The following is a 21,377-nucleotide window of genomic DNA, read 5'->3' as shown; positions in this document are numbered from 1 at the left end:
ATAAAAAAGGATATTGAATCCTCACCGATAAAAAGTAAAAAAATGAAAAAATACATACTATTCAGCTTGTTCAGTTTTATTTTTTGGGTTACTAATGCTCAAAAAAATGGTATTGCTCCACAAGATTTAAATGGCATCCGTGCCATTGGTTCCCCTGCTAATCCCAAAGTAAAAATGACTTGGGATCAGTACCATGATTATGCACAGGTGACTCAGCTAGGAAGAGATTTGGTGAAAGCCTATCCAAATTTAGTTAAAATGGAATCCGTAGGGAAATCCTATGAAGGAAGAGATCTTTGGGTATTAACGATCTCTGATTTCGATTCCGATAAAGTTGAAAACAAGCCTGGTTTTTATATCGATGGCGGAATTCACGCAAATGAAATGCAAGGTGTTGAGGTTGCCATGTATACGGCATGGTATTTAGCGGAGAGTTTTCAAACTATTAAATTCATAAATACTTTATTAAAAGAAAAGGTGTTTTATATTGTAATGACTATCAGTCCTGACGGGCGGGAAAATTTTATTTACAAACCGAACAACTCTAATACCTCTCGTTCAGGAATGCGTCCTTTTGATAATGATGGTGACGGTCTGGTGAATGAAGATACGCTTGATGATTTAGATAACGACGGGAATATCGTGATGATGCGTAGAAAATCAAAAATAGGACGATGGAAAACAGATCCTAAATATCCTACTCGCATGTATCAGGTCAAAGGAGATGAAATAGGAGACTATGAAATGTTAGGGTATGAAGGTTTAGATAACGATAAAGATGGTTTAGTAAATGAGGATTTGATTGGGACGTATGATCCAAACCGAGATTGGGGATGGAATTGGCAACCTAATTATGTTCAAAATGGGGCATTGTTTTATCCAGGTACACTTCCTGAAACCCGTGCTATAAAAGCCTTTATTATCAATCATCCCAATATTGCCGGAGCACAAAGCTACCATAATTACGGCGGAATGTTTTTAAGAGGTCCTGGCGCTGCAGAAGACGATGCGTTATTTGCTCCACAAGATATTGAAGTGTACGATAATATTGGAAAGTTAGGGGAAAAAATGATTCCCGGTTATAATTATTTTGTAATTCACAAAGACTTGTACACTGTTTATGGTGGAGAAATTGATTTTTTGTCTTTGACTCGAGGGATATTTACTTTTAGTAATGAATTGATGACTTCCTATAAGTTATTTAACCAAAAAAATACTGCTGGACGATGGGATAATGATGAATTCAATGAATTTGATAAATACCTGTTGTTTGGTGATGGCTATGTAGAATGGAAGGCGTTTAATCATCCGCAGTTTGGCGATATTGAAATAGGAGGTCCTAAAAAGAATTACATTCGGAATCATCCGGGGTTTATGATTCAGGAAGATGCACACAGAAACATGGCGTTTTCATTGTACCATGCGTATCAGACTCCAAAATTAGAAATTGTAGGTATTGAAACTGAAAAGCTTTCAGGGGATTTAGTTGCAGTGACTGCCACAATTATGAATACAAGGATCATTCCAACCCATTCGCGACATGATGTAAAAAACAAGATAGAGCGTCCTAATTATATCAGTTTAGCGGGTAGTACCGTTGTAGCGGGTATGACAGTTCAAAACGAAGATTTGAATTTATTTACAGAACAAAAATTCAGTCCAGAGACCATTGCAGTACCTATTATTGAAGGGATGGGTAATGTAAAAGTAAGATGGATCGTTAAAGGAAATCCTTCAGGAGCAACGGTAAACGTTTCCAGTGCCAAAGGCGGAACAGTCTCTGAAAAAGTAAAATAGATAATGTACTTATACAAAAGGAGATTATTAAAAGTTAATTTTGATAACCTCCTTTTTTATTTTGAAGAGTTGATGTTGAATGGAAATTATAAAAAAATAACGTCATTAATATTTATAATCTTATTTCTTCTATGTCTTTGATAGAATAGTTTATATGTTGAGAAAAATTATTAAATACAATAAAAATGAAAATTACAAATAGAGATATAAAAATATTTTTCTTAGGATTTGCTACCTTTTTTATTACCGAAACAATCTACGACTGGGATTCTACTATTGGTTCGATTAAAAGAGGTTGGGATGCGGGCTCAAAATAGATTTGTAGAAAACGAAATTTTTGACACTAATCTTTTCCTTTAAATAGAAGACATTTCCATTTAATAAACATTTATTCTGTAAATTGTATTAAAATTAAATCGGTTTATATTTTAAAATCTAAAATAATAACTAACTTTGTATTCCAAAGTACTTTATTTATGAGCCAAAAACATCAAGAAGATTTATCGCATATTCGTTCCATGATGGAGCGCTCTTCCAGATTTATTTCATTAAGTGGCCTGTCAGGAGTATTTGCCGGGTTATTTGCATTAGCGGGATCATTTTATGTGTATCAATTGTTTAAAAATAATGGTATTGAATATTTTGATGGTAGTCAAAAGATGTATAGCTATGATTTAATAACCGAATTAGTTTTCATTGCTTTGGTGATTTTGATCTTAGCATTGGGATCCGGTATGTTTTTTACTTTGAGAAAAAGTAAAAAGTTTGATTTGCCGGTTTGGACTACTACTACAAAGAAGATGGTACTAAATCTAGCGATTCCTTTATTAGTTGGAGGCGTATTTTGTACAGCACTTTTATACCATCAATTATTTGCTTTAATTGCTCCTGTTACTTTATTATTTTATGGTTTAGCACTTGTTAATGCTGGAAAATATACTTTTTCGGATATAAGATACTTGGGTATATGTGAGATTATTTTAGGATGTATTTCCCTTTTTTATCTTGGATTTGGACTTGTTTTTTGGGCAATAGGATTTGGAATTTTGCATGTTCTATACGGATTAGTTATGTTCAAAAAATATAAATAGAAATGGGAATCATTGACACATTAAATAAAAGCTTCGAAAGTCGAGTCAGATTAGGTATTATGTCTGTTCTGATGGTAAACGACTGGATTGATTTTACTGAAATGAAATCGTTATTGAATAGCACAGATGGAAATTTAGCGAGTCATTCTTCGGCATTGGAAAAATCAGGATACATAGAGATAAAAAAAGAATTTTTCGGTAAAAAACCAAAAACCTCATATCGCGTTACCAATAGGGGTAGAGTTGCTTTTGTTTCGCACTTGAATAGTCTTGAAAAATTAATCAAATCCAAATAACTCGTTTTTTTAACTTTGTACTTTGAATTACAAAGTACTTTAAATTTTATTATGAAAAAATTACATTTTATTTTAACCAGTAGTTTGGTTTTTACACTGCTTTTTTACAACGAGGATTTGGGTCTCAATTGGGCCATTTTCGGGATGGTGCAAACCGCCTTAATATGTTATTTTTTTCAAGAGAAATTCACCAGCAGGATGCATTTGCTTTTAGTAGTGACATCGGTTATGTCTTGCTTTGCATTTGCCTGGTATGGAGACCTTTCATCATTTTTTGCCATGGCTTTGTCGATTATTTTTTTACAATTCAAAACTCAGGAGCCAAAACTTAAATTGTTACAGGCTCTTCCTTTGGTGTTTATCAACGGAATCGCTTCGTTAGGGCGCATATTTATGTTCAGCCAATATCTTCCTAAGCCAAAAATAAACAACGGTTTTGCTAAAAAACTGATTGCTTATTTTGTTATTCCAGTCCTATTTCTTGGGTTATTCTTAATTGTATATTCTTTTGGAAGCGATCATTTTTCCTCTTTCTTTACTGATTATTATTTAGATATAGATCCTTGGCAAGTATTTGTACTGACCGTTTTAGGTTTTTTTATTTCATTCACTTTATGGAATTATTGGATTCCGGAGGTTTGTTATAAAAAGAATGATTTACTGGACAATGATTTTAATGATGAAGCCAAAATGCAAAATCTAAATTCATTTTCATTTCTTGATTTGGATTTCGAAAGAAAGAGTGGCGAGATTACCTTAGTGCTTTTGAATGTTATGCTTTTGGTGTTTATAGCGACCTACAACTACGAGCAGTTTTTTGAAACAATTCAAACATCCACATTAAGCGCAGCTACTCACGAAAGAGTAAATGCTGTCATTTTTTCTATTGTTATGGCGGTAGGTGTGGTCTTGTTTTATTTTAAAGGAGGATTTAATTTTGATGTAAAAGCAAATAATTTGAAACGATTAGCTAAAATTTGGATTCTTCTAAATGGAATTTTAATTATTAGTACGCTCATCAAAAACTCCGAATATATTTCTAATTTTGGTTTTACCTATAAAAGAGTGGGTGTATTTGCTTTTCTGATTTTGGCAATTATTGGATTAATTTTTACCTTTTTAAAAATTATAAATCAAAAAACGAATGCCTATCTTTTCAGTCAAATGGTTTGGTATTTTTACGGAACGATTCTTTTATGCAGTTTTGTGAATTGGGGGAATCTAATTACAAATTATAACATTTCAGTAAACAAAGGGGTAGAGCCTATGTTTTTATCCGGATTAAATTTTAATGATGAAATACGTAGAGCCTATTTTTTACGAAATAATTTAAAAGGTCAATACATTGAACTTACAAGAGAGAAGGAAATTAGTCGCATGCAATCCAATTCTTTTTTGTCTAAAGCGTTGTATTATGAATTTGTAACTAGTAAGTAAAAGCAAAATCCCATTCAGATGTGAATGGGATTTTTTTTGTTTAATAATCGCCTCGTCCTTTAAATCTAGGATCATCTCTTTTGATAAATTCCGTTCTTCTTTTTGGTACTTCTGTTTTTGGTAAACTGGCTTCTTCGGTTTTGATCGAAGGTTCGATGAGTTCGTTTAATTCTTTGATTTCGGCATCAGTCAAATCACGGAAACGACCCACAGGAATGTCCAGCGAAATATTGATAATTCGGATGCGTTTTAATGCCGTAACTTCATACCCCAGGTATTCACACATTCTACGAATTTGACGGTTTAAACCTTGTGTCAACACGATTTTAAAAATGGTAGAACTAATTTTTTCTACCTTACATTTTCGGGTGACGGTGTCTAAAATTGGTATGCCATTTCCCATTTTTTCAATAAAACGATCGGTGATGAGTTTGTTGACCGTTACGGTATATTCTTTTTCGTGATTGTTTCTTGCACGTAGTATTTTATTGACGATATCGCCGTCATTGGTCATAAAAATCAATCCTTCACTGGCTTTGTCTAATCGTCCTATAGGGAATATACGTTTGGGGTAATTGATGTAATCTACAATATTATTGCGAACCTCCAGATTTGTAGTGCATTCGATTCCTACCGGTTTGTAGAAAGCAAGATAAATAGGTTTTTCGTTTTTCTCACGGATTAGTTTGCCGTCAATACGCACTTCATCATGGGGAGAAACTTTGGTTCCTAATTCCGGTACGACTCCATTGAGGGTTACACGACCTTCTGCAATGATTTTGTCAGCTTCGCGGCGGGAGCAATACCCGGTTTCTCCTATGAATTTATTGAGTCGTTTTAGATTTTCTTCCATGATACAAAAGTAATGAATTTGGAAATAGTTATAGGAGTTTTGTATAATCTTTGTCATTTGGACAAAGCAGAAATGGCATAACGATCATACTATTCTGATGGTGTTTGTTCTACTCCGTTTCAAATAAAAAGCGGGAGACTTTTTTATACAACCCATCGTCATGCATGCTATGCCCTAACCCATTAGTTTCAATGAAAATAGAATTTTTCCAGGTGCTGGCTATTTTTTTTCCTTCTTCAAATAAAACAACTGTATCATTAGTGTCATGAGCGATTAATCCTTTTGTTTTTATTTTAGTAGCAAAATGCTTGGCTGAGAATTTTTCAAGTTTTAGTTTAAAATGGTGTAGATAATGTGCTTCAAGTCCTTTTGAAATTTTAGAGTTTAAACTCAACATTGCAATATAATTATCGAGAATGATTTTGAAATCACTCGGCGATCCTAAAATCACCATTTTCTCAATAGTGTTGTTTTGATAAACAGATTGATAATACAAGCAGGTTTTTCCTCCTAAGGAATGGCCAATTAGGTATTGCGGTTTAAATTTTTGAACTATAAAATCAATAGATTTAGCATATTGGGGAATATTAAATTCCTTTCCACTTGATAAGCCATGAGCAGGAGCGTCGATTGCTATGATTGTACTACCGGATTTTTTTAAATAGGGTACCATTTTTTTCCAGCGTGAGGCATTGCTTTCCCATCCATGCACGAGGAGTATTACAGTATTATTTCCTTTCCAAGTATAGGTTTGAATGTCGTGTCCGTTATGCTGAAAAGTTTCCGCAGCTGTTTCTTGTAGTATTTTAGGAAGTTTTGCAGCAGTAAGCCTGCCTTCTCGGGGTTCGCTAAAAAGAGAATAAGCAAGTTGGGTTGCCTTGTCAAGAAATACGTAGCTTAATAAATTTACGTATAATCCAATAGTTTTAGTAAACAGATAATAAAGTATTTTTTTCATAAAAAAAAAGTCCCGATTGGTATCGGGACTTAACTATAATTAGAATTTAGAAAACAATTGTTCCATTTTCTCTTTTTCTTCGTCAGCCAATACACTGTCGACTAATATTCTTCCGGAGTGTTCATCAGTAATGATTTTTTTTCTGGAAGCAATTTCTACCTGTGTTTGTGGGGGTATCGTGAAGAAAGATCCTGCAGAGGCTCCTCTTTCGATAGAAACAACAGCTAAACCATTGCGAACACTTGTTCGGATTCTAGTGTATGCTTTTAGCAATCGTTCTTCTATTAAAGCTTGGTATTCTTGTGATTTCTCAGTTAAGAACGCTTCTTCTTTAGCTGTTTCTGCCATAATGGCGTCTAACTCTGATTTTTTATGCTTTAAGTGATTTGACTTCGCTTCTAATCTTTCTTTAGAACTAGAAATTACTTCTTTCTTGTGTTCGATTGAAGCTTTCATTTCTTTAATTTGTTTTTCAGACAACTGAATTTCTAATTCTTGAAATTCAATTTCTTTAGTCAACGAATTAAATTCTCGGTTGTTACGAACCGTTTCTTGTTGCTTAGTATATTTTTTGATGGACTCTTTGTGCTCATCAATTGCATTCTTTTTTACTTTGATTAGATCCTCAACAACTTCGAGTTCTCCTTTCAGTTTTTCTGAACGGGTGCTTAAACCTGCAACTTCATCTTCTAAATCGTCTACTTCTAAAGGAAGTTCTCCTCTTACGTTTCTGATTTCGTCAATTCTAGAGTCAATAAGTTGTAAATCATAAATTGCTCTTAACTTGTCCTCAACACTTAATTCTTTCGTATTCGCCATATTCTATAAGTACTTAACTGGATTTGAATTTTCTTCTGATAAAATAACTGCAAAATTAAGGATTTTTTTCCGAAGATACTCAACAATATAATTTTTTGTATAACGTTCGCTTTCAAAATGTCCTATATCGGCCAAAAGCAACTTGTTTTCGGCCTCATAAAATTGATGGTACTTCAAATCGGCAGTCAAATAGGCGTCTGCTCCGGCCTGAATTGCATTTTTTATGGCAAAACTTCCCGCTCCGCCAAGCACAGCTACTTTTTTAATTGTTGCACCTGTAAAACCGGAATGCCGAATTCCGCCGCACTCCATTTTTTCTTTTGCAAAAAGCAGAAACTCTTTTTCATTCATGGGATTTTTTAATTCGCCTATCATGCCTAAGCCAATATTTTGGTGTTGGTTTTGCAATTCATAAATTTCATAGGCCACTTCCTCATAGGCGTGGCTATTGAATAAGGCTTTCAGGATTTTTTTTTCTAAATGTTTTTCGAAAGTGACTTCGATTTTGATTTCGTCACCTTGTACAAATTCAAATCGTTCTCCAACTTGCGGATTGCTGTGCTCGTTTCCCATATAGGTTCCAATTCCTTTCGAATTAAAACTGCAATTAGCATAATTCCCAATCGTTCCCGCTCCTGCGTCAAAGAGGGTATTTCGTACTTCTTCCGCATTTTTAGGAATCGTGTAGGTTACTAATTTCCGAATGAAGTTTTGCTTTGGAATCAGGATTTTAGTATGTATTAATCCTAATGCATCACTAAATATTTTATTTACACCTTCTTGATGATTGTCTAGCGCAGTGTGAACGGCATATATAGCTATGTCATTTTTTATGGCTTTGATAACAGCGCGTTCCACGTAGTTTTTACCCGTTATTTTTTTCAATCCAGAAAATAAGATGGGATGAAAACAAACCACCAGATTGCATTTTTTTGCAATCGCTTCGTCAATTATATTTTCTAAAGCATCATGGCAAACTAAAATACCTGTAGCCTCCGTTTCCTGATCGCCAACCAATAGTCCTACATTGTCAAAATCTTCAGCATAGGCGAGTGGCGCCATTTCTTCGAGTACGTCTATTATTTCTTTGATTTTCATGTTTTTGACTCTGATTTACACAGATATATATTTATACACAGATTCAAAGTTATTTTTAATTTGCGAAAATTTGTGAAATCTGTGTTAGATTTTTAAATCAAAGATAATTTATTCTACTTTCGTAAAATGAATTTACTTCGAAAATTACTATTCCCTTTTGCCGTTTTGTATGGTTTAGTAACGTGTATTCGAAACTTTCTTTTCGATAAAGGGGTTTTAAAATCATACTCGTTTGAATTGCCCATTATTGCTGTTGGGAATCTTAGTGTTGGAGGAACCGGAAAAACGCCCCAAATTGAATATTTGATTCGTTTGCTTTCGGATAAATATAAAATTGCTACACTAAGTAGAGGCTATAAAAGGCAATCTAAAGGTTTTATTTTGGCAGAAGCCACTTCGAATGCAGAAACCTTGGGAGATGAACCTTTTCAGTTTTATCAAAAATTCCCATCGATTCAAGTTGCGGTTGATGCCGACAGAAAAAATGGAATAGAGCAATTGCTTTCGCAATCCATAAAACCAGAAGTGATTTTGCTTGATGACGCTTTTCAACATCGAAAAGTAAAAGCGGGTTTTTATATTTTATTGACTTCTTATGGTGATTTATATTCGGATGATTGTATGTTGCCAACCGGGAATTTACGCGAAAGCCAAAGCGGAGCGGCAAGAGCGAATGTGATTATGGTGACTAAATGTCCTCATAACCTTTCATTTGAGGAGCAGGATGACATTAAAAAGAGGCTAAAAGTTGGTAAAAATCAAGAATTATACTTTACTTTTATAGCATACGATGGTTATATTTATGGTGAAAATTTAAAGATAAAGGGGAATGAAATTCAAGATGCTGCTAAGGTACTAGTGGCAGGAATTGCAAAACCGGAACCATTTTTCGCCTATTTTAAGGATACTAATGAGGTCTGTTTGTCTTTTCCGGATCATCATAATTTTACCGATAAAGACATTTTAGAAATTAAAAAGTTAGCTCAAAACAACATGATTATCACTACCGAAAAAGATTATATGCGATTGAAAGGAAGTTTACCAAGCGGACAACTCTTTTATCTGCCTATAAAAAGTACTTTTATTTCCGGGAGTGAAAATTTTGATAAAACAATTACAGATTATGTGGGAACAAGTACAGGAAACCGTTAGTTACATTAAGCAAAGAATTGATTTTACGCCAGAATATGGTGTGATTTTAGGATCAGGATTAGGGAGTTTTACCGATGAAATGAAGGTAGAATATACACTGCCCTACAATGAAATTTTAAATTTCCCTGTATCGACGGTACAAGGTCATAAAGGGGCCTTGGTTTTTGGAACAATAGGCGGTAAGAAAGTAGTGGCCATGCAGGGACGGTTTCATTTTTACGAAGGCTATTCGATGACTGAAGTGACTTTTCCGGTGCGAGTGATGAAGTTTTTAGGGATTGAGAAATTAGTGGTTTCAAATGCATCAGGCGGTGTGAATCCGGCTTATAAAGTAGGCTCTATTGTGATGCTTACGGATCATATCAATATGACGCCGGAGCACCCTTTACGTGGGAAAAATGACGAACGTTTTGGGCCTCGTTTTGTAAATATGAGTGAGCCGTATTCGAGAAAAATGATTGCAAAAGCGACTGAATTAGCTAAGCAACTTCATATCGAGGTTCATGAAGGAATTTATCTGGGGCTTCAAGGGCCTACTTTTGAAACTTTGGCTGAATATAGAATGGTCAAGATTCTTGGTGCAGATTGTGTTGGGATGTCAACCGTTCCTGAAGTAATTGTGGCCCGTCACATGGATCTGGAGACCTTTGGAATTTCTGTAATTACGGATATGGGTAATGAAGAAAGTATTGGCACTATTTCACACGATGAAGTATTGGAAGCAGCAAAAAAAGCTGAACCGCAAGTGAGGAGTCTTATTAAAGAATTGATTTTAAACTATTAATGACTAGATGTATTCAGCGATTGTTATGTAAAATTCCTCTGGGGCGAACGGTTTTGTAATGACTTCATTCATTCCAAAAGACAAGAGCATTTTGCGGTTTTCATGCAATGTGATCGCCGTAAACGCTATGATGAGGGTGGTTTTATCAAATATTCTAATCAATTCTGTAGCGATCGTGCCGTTGATACCCGGTAAATGAACGTCCATAAGAACCAAGTCAAATTTGTTTTTCCGAACTAAATCAATGGCATCTTCCCTATTGTCAACTAATTCACAAATGATTCCTTTATTGATCAGCATCTTTTTAGTGATCATTTGGTTAATTTTATTGTCCTCTACCAAAAGTTTTTTTTTATATAATAATTTAGAATCATAGTTTGCTTTTGGTTTGGTTTCCTCTTGTAACGGTTGCTCACTTATTTTAAAGTCCGGCAGGAATGAAAATGTAGATCCTTCTCCTACAGTACTTTTTAGTTTAATTTGGCCACCCAGTATTTTAATTAATTTTTTTATAATAGTTAATCCTAGCCCCGTGACGCCATATTTTCGATTTACTTCTATGGAACTTTGGGAAAAATTGTCAAAAACACTTGCCAGTTTATCTTCGGGGATTCCAATTCCGGTATCAGTAATTTCATAATATAAAGTTGCATTTTCATTCTGCAAAGAGTGCAGTTTGGTAATTACGTGTACGGCTCCGTTTTGTGTAAATTTTAGCGCATTGTTGATTAAATTTCATTTGGGTTTTCTACCAATAACAAATGGGTAATTCCGTTGATGGCATTCAGAGGGGTTTAAAACTTGAAAATAAAGTCGCGCTCTTAGAGAACGTTTCTATGTTGTTATCATACTCTTTTAAATCAAAATAAATTTTATCCAGATTATAATTCTGAAGTGCTTGATCTTCTATGTTTTTATTTCGAGTCGCATAAAGGATTGCTTTTTGAGGGTGTAGCAGTGCCTCTTTTAATTGTTAGTTTGAATGCTGGAGTTCCTTAACTAGTGTAATATAAAATACTGTCCGTTTTCTCTGTAGATTGAGGAAACAGTGAGGAGTAAAAAACAATAATAAACACGAAAAAATAATTCATTTGTAATTAAATTTTTTCGTGGTTATTTTCTGTCAATAGTATTAGGTCAATTATTCTGGATGAATAACCAATTTCATTATCATACCATCCAACTACTTTTACCATTTTATCAATAACCGAAGTGAGTTGAGCATCGAATATACAAGAATTTTTATTGCCAATGACATCAACTGAAACAATTGGGTCCTCGGTATAATCTAAAATACCTTTTAAAGTAGTTTGTGCAGCATTTTTGAAGGCGGCATTTATTTCCTGTATTGTTACTGTGCGCTTTACATTGAATGTGATGTCAGTCAAGGAGCCGTCAGGGACAGGTACCCGGATGCCGCAACCGCCAATTTTACCTTCAAACTCGGGAAATATTTTTGTCAACGCTTTTGCAGCGCCAGTTGTTGTGGGTACAATAGATTGACTTGCTCCTCTGGCGCGACGCAAGTCTTTATGTGGTTGGTCGTGCAGACTCTGGTCTGTGGTGTACGAGTGAATCGTAGTAATGTAGGCTTGTTCTATACCGCAAAGGTCATTGATTACTTTGATCATTGGAGCGGCATTATTGGTAGTACAGCTGGCATTTGATATAATGGTTTCCGTTCCGTCAAGTATACAGTCATTGACACCTAAAACGACTGTTTTGATAGTGTCTACTTCTGATGGTGCGGAAAGGATTACTTTTTTGGCCCCAGCCAAGATATGGGCATTCAGCGCTTCAAAAGTCTTGTATTTACCTGTGGATTCGATTACGTAATCAATGTCTACACTTTTCCAGTCCAGATTGGAAATGGTTTTTTCATGGAAAAACAAAAAATGATTTCCGTCTACCAGAATTCCTTTTTCATCATCGCTGACCGTAAAGGGTAACACCCCGTGAATACTATCATATTTCACTAAATGGGCCATCGTTTTCTTGTCGGCAATATCATTTATGGCAACAACTTCTATTGAGGGATGGTTTAAAAGTAATCGGAATAAATTTCGGCCGATTCTTCCAAAACCATTTATGGCAATTCTTGTTTTCAAATGGATTCGTTTATTCATTTATTCGTTTATTTGGTTAACCGATTAAACAAATAAACGAATAAACTATTTATAAAATATGTTTTTGTGCTTTATATGAGGAACGTACTAATGGTCCGCTTTCTACATGACGGAACCCTAGTTCTAAACCAAATTTCTCGTATACTGCAAATTGATCGGGTGTTATGAATTCTTTTACCGGCAAATGTTTTTTGCTGGGTTGCAAGTACTGACCTATTGTAACAATATCCACATTGGCTTCCCGCAAGTCCCGCATGGTTTGAAAAACTTCGGCTTCCTGCTCGCCCAGACCTAGCATAATACCTGATTTTGTTCTCTTAATTCCTTTTTCTTTCAAGTAGCATAATACGGCTAAACTTCTGTCGTATTTTGCCTGAATGCGGACTTCACGGGTTAATCGGCGTACCGTTTCTACGTTATGCGAAACTACTTCAGGATTGGCTTCTACGATACGGTCAATATTTCTTTCGATACCTTGAAAATCAGGAATCAGCGTTTCCAGTGTTATATTGGGGTTCATTCTTCGAATGGCTTTTACGGTTTCTATCCAAATGATTGAGCCGCCATCTTTCAAGTCATCTCTGTCAACGCTGGTAATCACGGCGTGTTTGATATTCATGATTTTGATAGAACGCGCTACCTTCTCGGGCTCATCCCAATCTACGGTTTCGGGTCTTCCTGTTTTTACCCCGCAAAAACCACAAGAGCGCGTACAAGTGTTTCCCAGAATCATAAAAGTTGCTGTTCCTTCACCCCAGCATTCACCCATATTAGGGCAACTTCCGGAGGCACAAATTGTATTTAAGCTATATTTGTCCACTAAGCCACGAAGCTCAGTGTATTTTTTTCCTATTGGGAGTTTTACCTTCAACCATTTTGGCTTTGCAGTTGGTAAAGTATTTTCTAAAACTATTTCCATATTTAAATTTTCAAAGTACAAAGATAAGGAATAGAGTTTATTTGTAGATTCGTTTCGTTGTTTATTTGAATAAAGAGATACGGATACTTTGGCAGTACTACAGTCGCTTTTCTTAGGAAGTAGTCGTTCTGATTTTCGGTAAATCCATGCTTTTTGCTATGTTTCTCGAAATGGCGGCAAGGGATACCACTACCATCAGAGCTCAATTAGATTAAGGTACACTCGTAAAAAAAATCAGGTATAAAAAATCTTCAAAATGAATGGAATCTTTTTTTTATTTAATTCATCTGTACCGTAATCGGAAGGGTATAAGCGGTTCGTACAGCTTTTCCGTCAATGATTCCCGGTGACCATTTCGTTTTTAGGGATTTCAAAACTCGAAGGGCTTCTTTTCCCAGTCCATAGCCAGGATCTCTTTTTACCTGAATGTCAGTCATGCTTCCATCTCTTTCTATCACAAAAGAAACATATACCTGAATCGAGCCACTGCCTCCTATTTCCTGTTTTTCAAAATTAGCGCCTACATAATGATAGAATTTATTAATTCCGCCAGGGAATTCAGGAAGTTTGTCTAATGAAATATTGTTGATGATTGTGTTTCCGGTATCTGTAGTGCTGATTGGCCCTGTTCCGGTGTCTGAAGATAAAGATGTACTTGTAGCTGTAGTTGCCGTACCTTGAGTTGGTGTAGTTGTGTAATTAGTGGTTTTTAGAATATTCGGACTTGCCAGTGGCGCCTGTACAATAACTGGATGTACTAACTGGTCGTTTAAAATTGGTATTGCCGTAATTTGTTTTTTTATTTCGGGCAGCACTTGTTTCGGTGTTTCTACAAGCTGGTTTGGCACAATATCAGTTAATTGGACTGTGGTATTTGTAAATTCAGGAATGGTAATTACAAGGCTGTTTTGAGGATTGAAATAACCAATAATCAATGCAATAGCAACAACTGCACCCGAAAACAATAATCCCATAAATAGTGCCGTTAATGAAGTTTTGGCACTTTCCTGGCGCAACTGATACGCGCCATACTCTTTGTTTCTGTCTTGAAAAATAAGGTTGATCCAACCGGTTTGGTAAAGGCTTAATTTTGACATGATTTATAGATTTAATGGTTAAGTAGCAGTTAAATCATAAGTGAAGGATGTTTTTATTTTATAACATGTAAAATAAGAATAATAATTTATAAATTTAGCATTTATTTTTTATTATAGTAGGTTTATATGTATTTATTTAACTTAAATGGTAATTTATACTCATAATAATACTCATAAATAGTGTTTTTAATAGATTTATTCATAATTAAAAACGCATCCAAGTCTATGGATGCGTTTTGTGATTGGGTTTTGTTACTTTATAAATTGCATTTAGAAAGCATATTTGAATCCAATTTGTATTTGAAACGGATTTCCGGAAAGCGAAGGAAGTCCGGCATTATTAACCCTGTAATTAAATTGCTGTCTGCTGTTGTCAAACCCGGGAACTGCTGCTGTTGTTCCGGATGCCGGTGTGCCTAAAGCATATAAGGACTGGCTTCCAAGGGATTTATTGACTCCCCATTCTTTATGTAATAAATTGGCAACATTAAAGATATCCGCTGTAAATTCTAAAAATTGTTTTTTGTATAAAGTAACTTTTTTACTAATTCGAATATCAACTAGTCCATAAAATTCATTTATTCCTCCGTTTCTTTCGGCTAATTTCCCGGAGTATTTGTTGATATAGTTTTTTAAACTTTGGCTTGCATTAGGATTGTCAAGTACGGTTTGTAAACCTGTTTTTATGTTTTGAGGGACAGTTGAGTTATTGATGTCAAATATGTAGGCTAAATCATTTGATGCTGTCACAAAATCAGCATTTGTATTTGCTCCTGATAATAAACTGTATCGCGTACCGCCAATTCCGGAATAACGTACGCCAACACTGAAGCCATAAAAAGCAGGCAAGGTTCCGTAAAATACTACTTTATGGCGGAAGTGATTATCAGAATAACTCATTTTACTCAAATCTCTTGGATCATCTTCAACCGGTAAAACTAAAGTTGCCGTATTGGCTACATTTCCATTAAAAGAAGTATTGTCTTTTGTATCATTCAAGGTATAACTGGCGGATATTTCACCGTCTTTAAAATAACGGTATGTTGCATCCACCACCAATGCAAATTGATTGACTTTACCTTCGCTGTTTAATTCTAACACACGTCCTAGTGTATTACTGATACGCCCTTTCGTCCAGTCTCCGGCTCCATTTGCAGGTATTGAACTGGCAGGAACGTAGACACCACGATTTCCTTCATTAGCCAAAGTGAAAAATGGATTTGCAACCATATTTCTATCAACATATACATAGTTATTACGGCCCAAAGTTGCATAACCTGCTATGCCAGCTTTTAATTTCTCAGTAAAAAAATGGGAATACGAAACATTGGCTTTATACACGAGAGGGACTTTAGCATCTGATCCCGTAAAATTGATAGTAGGCAATTGGAACGCATCTAAAGTTGGAATGCTCGCATAATTATTTCGATAATCAATGAAATTTGGCATCGGAACATTAGGCGATCGAACATCTACTGTAGCCGTATGATTTCCGTCAAAATATAAATTATTGATAATTGCATAGTTGTTTAAATCAGAAGCGAAAATTCCGGCTCCTATGCGCACATAGTCCTTGTGGTTTTCATTTACATCCCAAGATAATTGCACTCTGGGTTGAAGAATAGCAGACTGGAGCTTGTTGTCCGTACGAATGCCCAATTCATCAAAAACCAATTGATTAAAGGTGGCTGTTGGATATTTAGCATAATCAAATCTTAATCCTAAAGTCAGGTCTAGTCCCAATGCTATTTTGGTTTGTAACTGACCATATATCCCAGCGTTTAGTATATTTGAGGTTACTGTAGGGTCGCTTACTAAGGGTACTTCTCTGTAGTAACGGTAGGGCGTTTGATTGTCAAAATTAGCAATGCTATTGAAATGGAAACGTCCATTTACCTCGCTGCCATATAACGATTTTGAATTGGTATGCATTAAATCAAATCCAAAAGTATATTTAACTTTATCCGTGTTAAAGTATAAGTTATCGACAATTTGAAACACATTATTAGAGAATTTTTCTTGTGCAAATCGATGTCCGCCAATTTGGATATTAGTCGTTCTTACCGCTCCGTTAATTGTTGAAGCAACGTTTTCTACAATAGCGCGAGGTATATTATACGAAGGCAGTTGGTCGCCAGGACTGCTGTCCTGAAAAGTATACAAGTGTTGTACTTTCAGCTCATTTGTAACTCTTGCATTTACTTTTGTTCGTAAAGAAGCCAGAATACTATTATCAATACTTAAGTCATCACCTGATGATTCAAATAAATTGATGGCAGTATTGTCCTGTAGTCCTAATTTATTATTGTCATACGTAAAATTGTTGCGAACAGTCAATAAATTATTATTGTTTATTTGCCAGTCAATACGAGCAAAGGCCGCATCAGAATTTCGTTTTTTCTCAAAAGAACCATATTGTGGGGAACTGGAAACTCCATATTTATTTCTTGCTATTGCTACAAAATTATCAAGTGTTGCTCTTGTGACATTAAAGCGTAATTCATCTTCTGGAGATTGAATATCAGCGATAATTAGAGGACGTAAATCTTGTTGATGGTCCCAAGCAACAAAGAAGTGCAATTTGTCTTTAATGATTGGTCCACCCAGAGTGAAACCGTATTGTGTGGTAGAAAAATCATTCTGACGTCTGTTTCCTCTAATGTCATACGGACTAGAGAGCCAGTCTGCACGATTGTAGGCAAACATACTTCCGGTAAGATCATTTGTACCGGATTTAGTTACGGCACTTACCGTCCCGCCGCCACTTCGGCCATAGCTCACATCGTATTGATTAGTAACTACCTTGAATTCTCGCACGGCTTCAATAGAGATGGAGTAGGGAGCACCGCTTCGGCTTGTTGTTGCCCCTGCTGAAGTTGGGTTTTTAGCATTCATACCATCCAACGTATAATTTGTAGAAGAGGCAAGCTGTCCGGAAATATTACCACCTCTGCTCAAAGGCGATAAATCCATTAAACTCGTAAAGTTTCTGCCATTTACGGGTAATGCATTAATAAGTGTTGCAGTTACCGCGGTGGCTGCGCCTAAATTCCCGGTTTTGTTTTTTAAACCTCTGCCTACTACTTCAACCACTTCAAGATTTTGCATTTCGTCCCGCATCAGTATTTCAATATTTATTAAATCACCCTGATTTAAAGAGTAGCCGGACCGTTGTTGCAGGCCATAACCTATAGCCGTAACGCTGATTGTGTAAGGACCGCCTAACGGGAGTTCTTTGAAAGTAAAAATCCCTTTAAAATTTGATAACGAACTGGTTTGGAATCCGGTTGATTCATTTTTGATTTGGACCATCGCATCTTTAAGAGGTTCAGCATTTATGCCTGAAATACTTCCCGAGATCGAGGCCTGCGTGGTTTGGGCAAAATTTTCATGGCTAACAAAAATAGTCAGCACAATCGTAAATAAAAATAATTGGAGTTTTTTCATGAATATTTTTTTTGTTTTTTTAATGTCGACAAAGGAATTGACTAATTGAAAATTAGCTGTTATTTTAACAATAACACTTATGTACTTTTGTGTTAATTAAAACTTAAAAATAAGGTTAAAAGAATCCTTTTCTTTAAGATATTGCTACCTGATTTATCGCTAAAAGCTACCATTTGCTTAGGTAAAATGTTTTTAACTTAATCCTTTCTTAATAGTTGAAACTTTGATAGGAGCTATTTTTACTGCTAAATTTTAAACAGAAATTATGAAATTCATGAAATTATTGATGGCTTCATTAGTAGCCTTGTTATTTTTAAATTGTACTCCAAATAAATTTGTTGTCTGTGGTCACAGAGGAGCCATGGGGCATGAAACCGAAAACACATTGGCATCCATAAAAAAAGGGATGGAATTAAAAGCGGATATGTTAGAAATAGATGTTTTCAAAATTAAAACGGGTGAAATGGTTGTTTTTCACGATGATGAATTAGAGCGCATTACCAATGCTAAAGGAAAAATTGAAGACTACAGTTTTGATGATTTGAGAAAAGTACTGGTTGCCGGAAAACATCAAATCCCAACCTTGCAAGAGGTGATTGAGACGATAGATAAAAAAGTGGTACTTAATATCGAATTGAAAGGCACAAATACAGCAACGGATACGTATAGAATAATTGAAGAATACAAGAAAAAAGGGTGGAGTAATAAGGATTTCTTTATTTCTAGTTTTCGAGTAGAGGAATTGCAGACCATGCGGTCTTTAAGCAAGGAAATAACGATTGGTTTACTGGCGTATAAAGATCCCATTGCGAATATTATTAAAACAGCAAAAACACTTAACGCACAAGCAATAAACCCGTATTATAAGACCTTAACAACTGAAAATGTAGCGATAATGAAAGCTAATAATTTCAAAATCTATCCTTGGACTGTGAATGAACCTATCGATATTAATAATTTACAAGCGCTTAAAGTGAACGGAATTATTACGGATTATCCGGAAAGAATCATAAGATAATTATGCTATAAACACGGGTTTTTATAAGGCGGTCTAAAGTTGTTTTTAGATCGCTTTTTATTTTGTACCGAGTATTGATGCGTTACGGTTTGTGTGGTATTTACCTTCTACTTTTAATGATTTCTGCCAATAATTTCTTGGCACGAAGCAACTTAATTTTGACATTACTTAGCGGCTCATCAATCTTGTTAGCAATTTCCTGGTAACTCATTTCCTGAAAATAACGCAACTGTATCACCTCTTGATAATGGGGTTTCAATTCTTTAATGAATTGCAGTAATCGGGAAAGATTTTGTTCCGTTATCAATTCATCTTCCGCAGATGGAGTAGTGTCGGCAATATTGTAGGCTTGCTGGTCGTGTTCATCGGTAATTTCTACAAAAAGACTCGATTTTTTTTTCCGCAATAAATCGATGTGAACGTTTTTTGCAATAGCAATAAGCCAGGTGTTGAACTGGAATTCCGCATTGTAAGTGGCTATTTTATCAAAAGCTTTCGAGAACGTCTCAATGGTGATATCTTCGGCATTGGTTTCGTTTTCGGTGCGTTTCAGCATAAAACCATATACTTCATTCCAGTAATGATTCAACAGAAAAGTGAAGGCAACTTGATCGCCTTGTTTTGCTTTTTCTATCTGTTCGTTTATTTCCAATGGACTGGTTTTGAGAATGTATTTGTTATAAAAATATTGATTTGAGTAAATAGCAATACCAATTCAATTATTGGATACCAATATACAACATCTTTTTCTTTTAATTTGCCTGCCGAAAATCCGATGACAATCCATGTTACAAGATACCGAAGCGCAATTAAACTAAGCACTAATATCCATTGGAATTGAAAAGACAGCAATACAATGGGCAATAAAATGAATAACAATTGCGAACAGTAAAACAGACCTAATTGTAATTTATCAAAAGGTTTGTAATAATTTGCCGTAGCCACATGTCGTCTTTTTTGAATCAGCCAGTCTTTGTAAGTTTTTTTTGGTCTGGAAAGCGTAATGCTTTCCGGCGTGAAAGCAATAGTGGTATTTCTAGCATTTGCCGCCTGGTTTACAAATAAATCATCGTCACCGGAACGAATTTGCATGTGATCAATAAAACCATTTACATTGAAAAACTCTTCTTTTTTATACGCTAAATTTCTTCCTACACCCATGTACGGATGTCCTGTTTTTGCCCAGGAAAAATATTGAATCGCGGTTAACAAAGTTTCAAAACGAATTATTTTATTCAGGAAAGAATTGGCAATTTTTTCATATTTCCCATACCCCAACACGATAGTTTTTTGCATCGTAAATTGAGAACTCATGGCTGTTATCCAGTCCTTTGAAGTGGGATAACAATCCGCATCAGTGAATAGTAAATACTCTTTTTTTGCGGCTTTTATTCCTAATGTCAACGCATATTTTTTGTTTCCCCAAAAGGCTTCGTTGTTTTGTACTTTTACCAAACGAATATTTGGATATTGTTTTTCAAAACCTTCAAAAATAGCCAGAGTAGCATCACTTGAGGCATCGTCAATCAAGACAATTTCAAAATCAGGATAGTTTTGTTCCGCCAGTAAAGGGATGAAATTTGCTGCATTTTCTTCTTCGTTTTTGGCACAAACAATAACTGAAATGGGGATTCTTTTTGGTGTTATTTTTTGGATTTTGGCGAAAGCAAATTTTCCAAAAACACCTAGATAATATAAAATTTGAACCGCAATAATAAAAATAAAAAAGTAAAGAATTAGTATAAGCATCTGAGTTTAATGAGTGTTTAAATCCCCGATCCCGAAGCTTCGGGACGGCAGAGTGCAAAGGTATGAATAGAATTATGAATTGTAAATTATAAATTATGATTTTTAAAAGAATTTATAGTGGGCATTTCTTCATCTCATTTGCAACTGCTATTGACTGAAAATCTTTTGTTTTTTCTAACTCAGAAATGATGTTTTGATGGTTTTTTTCGTCTCTGTTTTGAGATAATTTTTTTGTGGCTTGAATTTCAGTTATTTCAATTTCAAAGGCGACAATACCGCGAGTTTGCATCATGGTTTTTTTAGATAAATCTGCTATACGAATCGGGTTTTCAGAATTCTGTTCGTACTTATCGACCAGTTTTTTTAAGGATTCAATGATGGCTTCTCCTTCAATAATTTTTATTTTTCCGTACACATGAACCGCAATATAGTTCCATGTTGGAACATTTTCATGATCGTACCAAGAAGAAGAAATATAACTGTGAGGTCCGGAAAATACAGCTAAAATTTCGTCGTTGTCTATAAAACCATTCCATTGTGGGTTTTCTTTAGAAATGTGCCCACATAAAATTTCCTTGCCTTCTTTGTTGGTTTCCAGTTCCAAAGGAATATGTGTGGCACACAATTTCCCATTGGTTTGATTGATTAAAATACCAAAACTATTCTCTTGCAGAAATTTTTTGATTTCTTCCTGATTTTCGTTTTTGTAGATTTCTGGAGTGTACATTTTAGGATT

At 35.2% G+C, this 21,377-nt stretch carries 20 protein-coding genes; 8 read left to right on the top strand and 12 right to left on the bottom strand.

Translation table 11 applies throughout. From position 1 onward, the window contains the following. Positions 1 to 42 precede the first annotated feature (42 nt). From EKM05_RS10600 to EKM05_RS10585, 5 genes are all read left to right on the top strand, one after another. Positions 43 to 1,797, top strand: coding sequence for a M14 family metallopeptidase (locus EKM05_RS10600; protein ID WP_126555069.1), 1,755 nt, complete (start codon positions 43 to 45; stop codon positions 1,795 to 1,797). 185 nt (positions 1,798 to 1,982) lie between these two features. Continuing rightward, complete coding sequence (locus tag EKM05_RS14775) at positions 1,983 to 2,114, top strand: hypothetical protein (RefSeq protein WP_255416280.1); 132 nt, start codon at positions 1,983 to 1,985, stop codon at positions 2,112 to 2,114. Positions 2,115 to 2,273: 159 nt separating this feature from the next. Beyond that, on the top strand, positions 2,274 to 2,888 hold the full coding sequence (locus EKM05_RS10595; RefSeq protein WP_126453584.1) for a hypothetical protein: 615 nt from the start codon (positions 2,274 to 2,276) through the stop codon (positions 2,886 to 2,888). A 2-nt stretch (positions 2,889 to 2,890) separates the two neighbouring features. Continuing rightward, positions 2,891 to 3,184: a transcriptional regulator gene (locus EKM05_RS10590; RefSeq protein ID WP_126555067.1), complete on the top strand. Its 294-nt coding sequence runs from the start codon at positions 2,891 to 2,893 to the stop codon at positions 3,182 to 3,184. 51 nt (positions 3,185 to 3,235) lie between these two features. Next, positions 3,236 to 4,621, top strand: a complete 1,386-nt coding sequence (locus tag EKM05_RS10585) for a DUF4173 domain-containing protein (RefSeq protein ID WP_126555065.1) — start codon at positions 3,236 to 3,238, stop codon at positions 4,619 to 4,621. Positions 4,622 to 4,661: 40 nt separating this feature from the next. On the opposite strand, the gene rluF is transcribed toward EKM05_RS10585, so the two are convergent. The 4 genes from rluF to EKM05_RS10565 all read right to left on the bottom strand — a co-directional run bounded on the left by rluF (position 4,662) and on the right by EKM05_RS10565 (position 8,349). Further along, entirely contained in the window at positions 4,662 to 5,474 is an 813-nt protein-coding gene (gene rluF / locus EKM05_RS10580) for a 23S rRNA pseudouridine(2604) synthase RluF (protein ID WP_126555198.1), read from the bottom strand. A 109-nt stretch (positions 5,475 to 5,583) separates the two neighbouring features. Then, positions 5,584 to 6,432 carry an alpha/beta fold hydrolase gene (locus EKM05_RS10575; protein ID WP_126461526.1) on the bottom strand — a complete coding sequence of 283 codons (849 nt, stop codon included), beginning with the start codon at positions 6,430 to 6,432 and terminating at the stop codon, positions 5,584 to 5,586. A gap of 39 nt (positions 6,433 to 6,471) precedes the next feature. Next, entirely contained in the window at positions 6,472 to 7,251 is a 780-nt protein-coding gene (locus tag EKM05_RS10570; RefSeq protein WP_126453591.1) for a zinc ribbon domain-containing protein, read from the bottom strand. Between the two features lie 3 nt (positions 7,252 to 7,254). Then, complete coding sequence (locus tag EKM05_RS10565; RefSeq protein ID WP_126555063.1) at positions 7,255 to 8,349, bottom strand: Nif3-like dinuclear metal center hexameric protein; 1,095 nt, start codon at positions 8,347 to 8,349, stop codon at positions 7,255 to 7,257. A gap of 126 nt (positions 8,350 to 8,475) precedes the next feature. Between EKM05_RS10565 and lpxK the strand changes: the two genes are divergently transcribed. Next, entirely contained in the window at positions 8,476 to 9,501 is a 1,026-nt protein-coding gene (lpxK, locus tag EKM05_RS10560) for a tetraacyldisaccharide 4'-kinase (protein WP_126555061.1), read from the top strand. Continuing rightward, positions 9,473 to 10,285 carry a purine-nucleoside phosphorylase gene (locus tag EKM05_RS10555; RefSeq protein WP_126461517.1) on the top strand — a complete coding sequence of 271 codons (813 nt, stop codon included), beginning with the start codon at positions 9,473 to 9,475 and terminating at the stop codon, positions 10,283 to 10,285. The genes lpxK and EKM05_RS10555 overlap by 29 nt, the downstream gene beginning before the upstream one ends. A gap of 3 nt (positions 10,286 to 10,288) precedes the next feature. On the opposite strand, the gene EKM05_RS10550 is transcribed toward EKM05_RS10555, so the two are convergent. From EKM05_RS10550 to EKM05_RS10530, 5 genes are all read right to left on the bottom strand, one after another. Next, entirely contained in the window at positions 10,289 to 10,960 is a 672-nt protein-coding gene (locus EKM05_RS10550) for a response regulator (protein ID WP_233579288.1), read from the bottom strand. Positions 10,961 to 11,382: 422 nt separating this feature from the next. After that, positions 11,383 to 12,393, bottom strand: coding sequence for a type I glyceraldehyde-3-phosphate dehydrogenase (gene gap / locus EKM05_RS10545; protein ID WP_126461511.1), 1,011 nt, complete (start codon positions 12,391 to 12,393; stop codon positions 11,383 to 11,385). Between the two features lie 67 nt (positions 12,394 to 12,460). Next, positions 12,461 to 13,330, bottom strand: a complete 870-nt coding sequence (gene lipA, locus EKM05_RS10540) for a lipoyl synthase (RefSeq protein ID WP_126555059.1) — start codon at positions 13,328 to 13,330, stop codon at positions 12,461 to 12,463. 278 nt (positions 13,331 to 13,608) lie between these two features. Then, a complete protein-coding gene (locus EKM05_RS10535; RefSeq protein WP_126555057.1) occupies positions 13,609 to 14,427 on the bottom strand; it encodes an energy transducer TonB in 819 nt (272 codons plus the stop codon). Between the two features lie 270 nt (positions 14,428 to 14,697). Next, positions 14,698 to 17,874: a TonB-dependent receptor gene (locus tag EKM05_RS10530; RefSeq protein ID WP_126555055.1), complete on the bottom strand. Its 3,177-nt coding sequence runs from the start codon at positions 17,872 to 17,874 to the stop codon at positions 14,698 to 14,700. A gap of 265 nt (positions 17,875 to 18,139) precedes the next feature. Here EKM05_RS10530 and EKM05_RS10525 point away from each other — a divergent pair, with 265 nt between their 5' ends. Beyond that, positions 18,140 to 18,892 (top strand): glycerophosphodiester phosphodiesterase, encoded by a 753-nt coding sequence (locus EKM05_RS10525; protein WP_233590902.1) that lies wholly within the window; start codon positions 18,140 to 18,142, stop codon positions 18,890 to 18,892. A gap of 100 nt (positions 18,893 to 18,992) precedes the next feature. Here EKM05_RS10525 and EKM05_RS10520 read toward each other — a convergent pair whose 3' ends face one another. The 3 genes from EKM05_RS10520 to EKM05_RS10510 form a co-directional block, all read right to left on the bottom strand. Beyond that, complete coding sequence (locus EKM05_RS10520) at positions 18,993 to 19,544, bottom strand: RNA polymerase sigma factor (protein ID WP_126461508.1); 552 nt, start codon at positions 19,542 to 19,544, stop codon at positions 18,993 to 18,995. Then, positions 19,535 to 20,641, bottom strand: a complete 1,107-nt coding sequence (locus EKM05_RS10515) for a glycosyltransferase (protein ID WP_126461505.1) — start codon at positions 20,639 to 20,641, stop codon at positions 19,535 to 19,537. Before EKM05_RS10515 ends, EKM05_RS10520 begins: the two co-directional genes overlap by 10 nt. 112 nt (positions 20,642 to 20,753) lie before the next feature. Next, entirely contained in the window at positions 20,754 to 21,368 is a 615-nt protein-coding gene (locus EKM05_RS10510) for an FMN-binding negative transcriptional regulator (protein ID WP_126461502.1), read from the bottom strand. Between the last annotated feature and the right edge of the window lie 9 nt (positions 21,369 to 21,377).

This window comes from Flavobacterium sp. GSP27, from assembly GCF_003970395.1.
Classification (GTDB): domain Bacteria; phylum Bacteroidota; class Bacteroidia; order Flavobacteriales; family Flavobacteriaceae; genus Flavobacterium.
Note: the sequence above shows the minus strand (reverse complement) of the source record. Positions and strands in the feature narration are given on the sequence as shown.

Excerpts from the sequence above, each read along its gene's own strand:
- EKM05_RS10600 (WP_126555069.1), top strand. The coding sequence starts at position 43 with ATGAAAAAATACATACTATTCAGCTTGTTCAGTTTTATTTTTTGGGTT.
- EKM05_RS14775 (WP_255416280.1), top strand. The coding sequence starts at position 1,983 with ATGAAAATTACAAATAGAGATATAAAAATATTTTTCTTAGGATTTGCT.
- EKM05_RS10595 (WP_126453584.1), top strand. The coding sequence starts at position 2,274 with ATGAGCCAAAAACATCAAGAAGATTTATCGCATATTCGTTCCATGATG.
- EKM05_RS10590 (WP_126555067.1), top strand. The coding sequence starts at position 2,891 with ATGGGAATCATTGACACATTAAATAAAAGCTTCGAAAGTCGAGTCAGA.
- EKM05_RS10585 (WP_126555065.1), top strand. The coding sequence starts at position 3,236 with ATGAAAAAATTACATTTTATTTTAACCAGTAGTTTGGTTTTTACACTG.
- rluF (WP_126555198.1), bottom strand. The coding sequence starts at position 5,474 with ATGGAAGAAAATCTAAAACGACTCAATAAATTCATAGGAGAAACCGGG.
- EKM05_RS10575 (WP_126461526.1), bottom strand. The coding sequence starts at position 6,432 with ATGAAAAAAATACTTTATTATCTGTTTACTAAAACTATTGGATTATAC.
- EKM05_RS10570 (WP_126453591.1), bottom strand. The coding sequence starts at position 7,251 with ATGGCGAATACGAAAGAATTAAGTGTTGAGGACAAGTTAAGAGCAATT.
- EKM05_RS10565 (WP_126555063.1), bottom strand. The coding sequence starts at position 8,349 with ATGAAAATCAAAGAAATAATAGACGTACTCGAAGAAATGGCGCCACTC.
- lpxK (WP_126555061.1), top strand. The coding sequence starts at position 8,476 with ATGAATTTACTTCGAAAATTACTATTCCCTTTTGCCGTTTTGTATGGT.
- EKM05_RS10555 (WP_126461517.1), top strand. The coding sequence starts at position 9,473 with ATGTGGGAACAAGTACAGGAAACCGTTAGTTACATTAAGCAAAGAATT.
- lipA (WP_126555059.1), bottom strand. The coding sequence starts at position 13,330 with ATGGAAATAGTTTTAGAAAATACTTTACCAACTGCAAAGCCAAAATGG.
- EKM05_RS10535 (WP_126555057.1), bottom strand. The coding sequence starts at position 14,427 with ATGTCAAAATTAAGCCTTTACCAAACCGGTTGGATCAACCTTATTTTT.
- EKM05_RS10530 (WP_126555055.1), bottom strand. The coding sequence starts at position 17,874 with ATGAAAAAACTCCAATTATTTTTATTTACGATTGTGCTGACTATTTTT.
- EKM05_RS10525 (WP_233590902.1), top strand. The coding sequence starts at position 18,140 with ATGAAATTCATGAAATTATTGATGGCTTCATTAGTAGCCTTGTTATTT.
- EKM05_RS10515 (WP_126461505.1), bottom strand. The coding sequence starts at position 20,641 with ATGCTTATACTAATTCTTTACTTTTTTATTTTTATTATTGCGGTTCAA.
- EKM05_RS10510 (WP_126461502.1), bottom strand. The coding sequence starts at position 21,368 with ATGTACACTCCAGAAATCTACAAAAACGAAAATCAGGAAGAAATCAAA.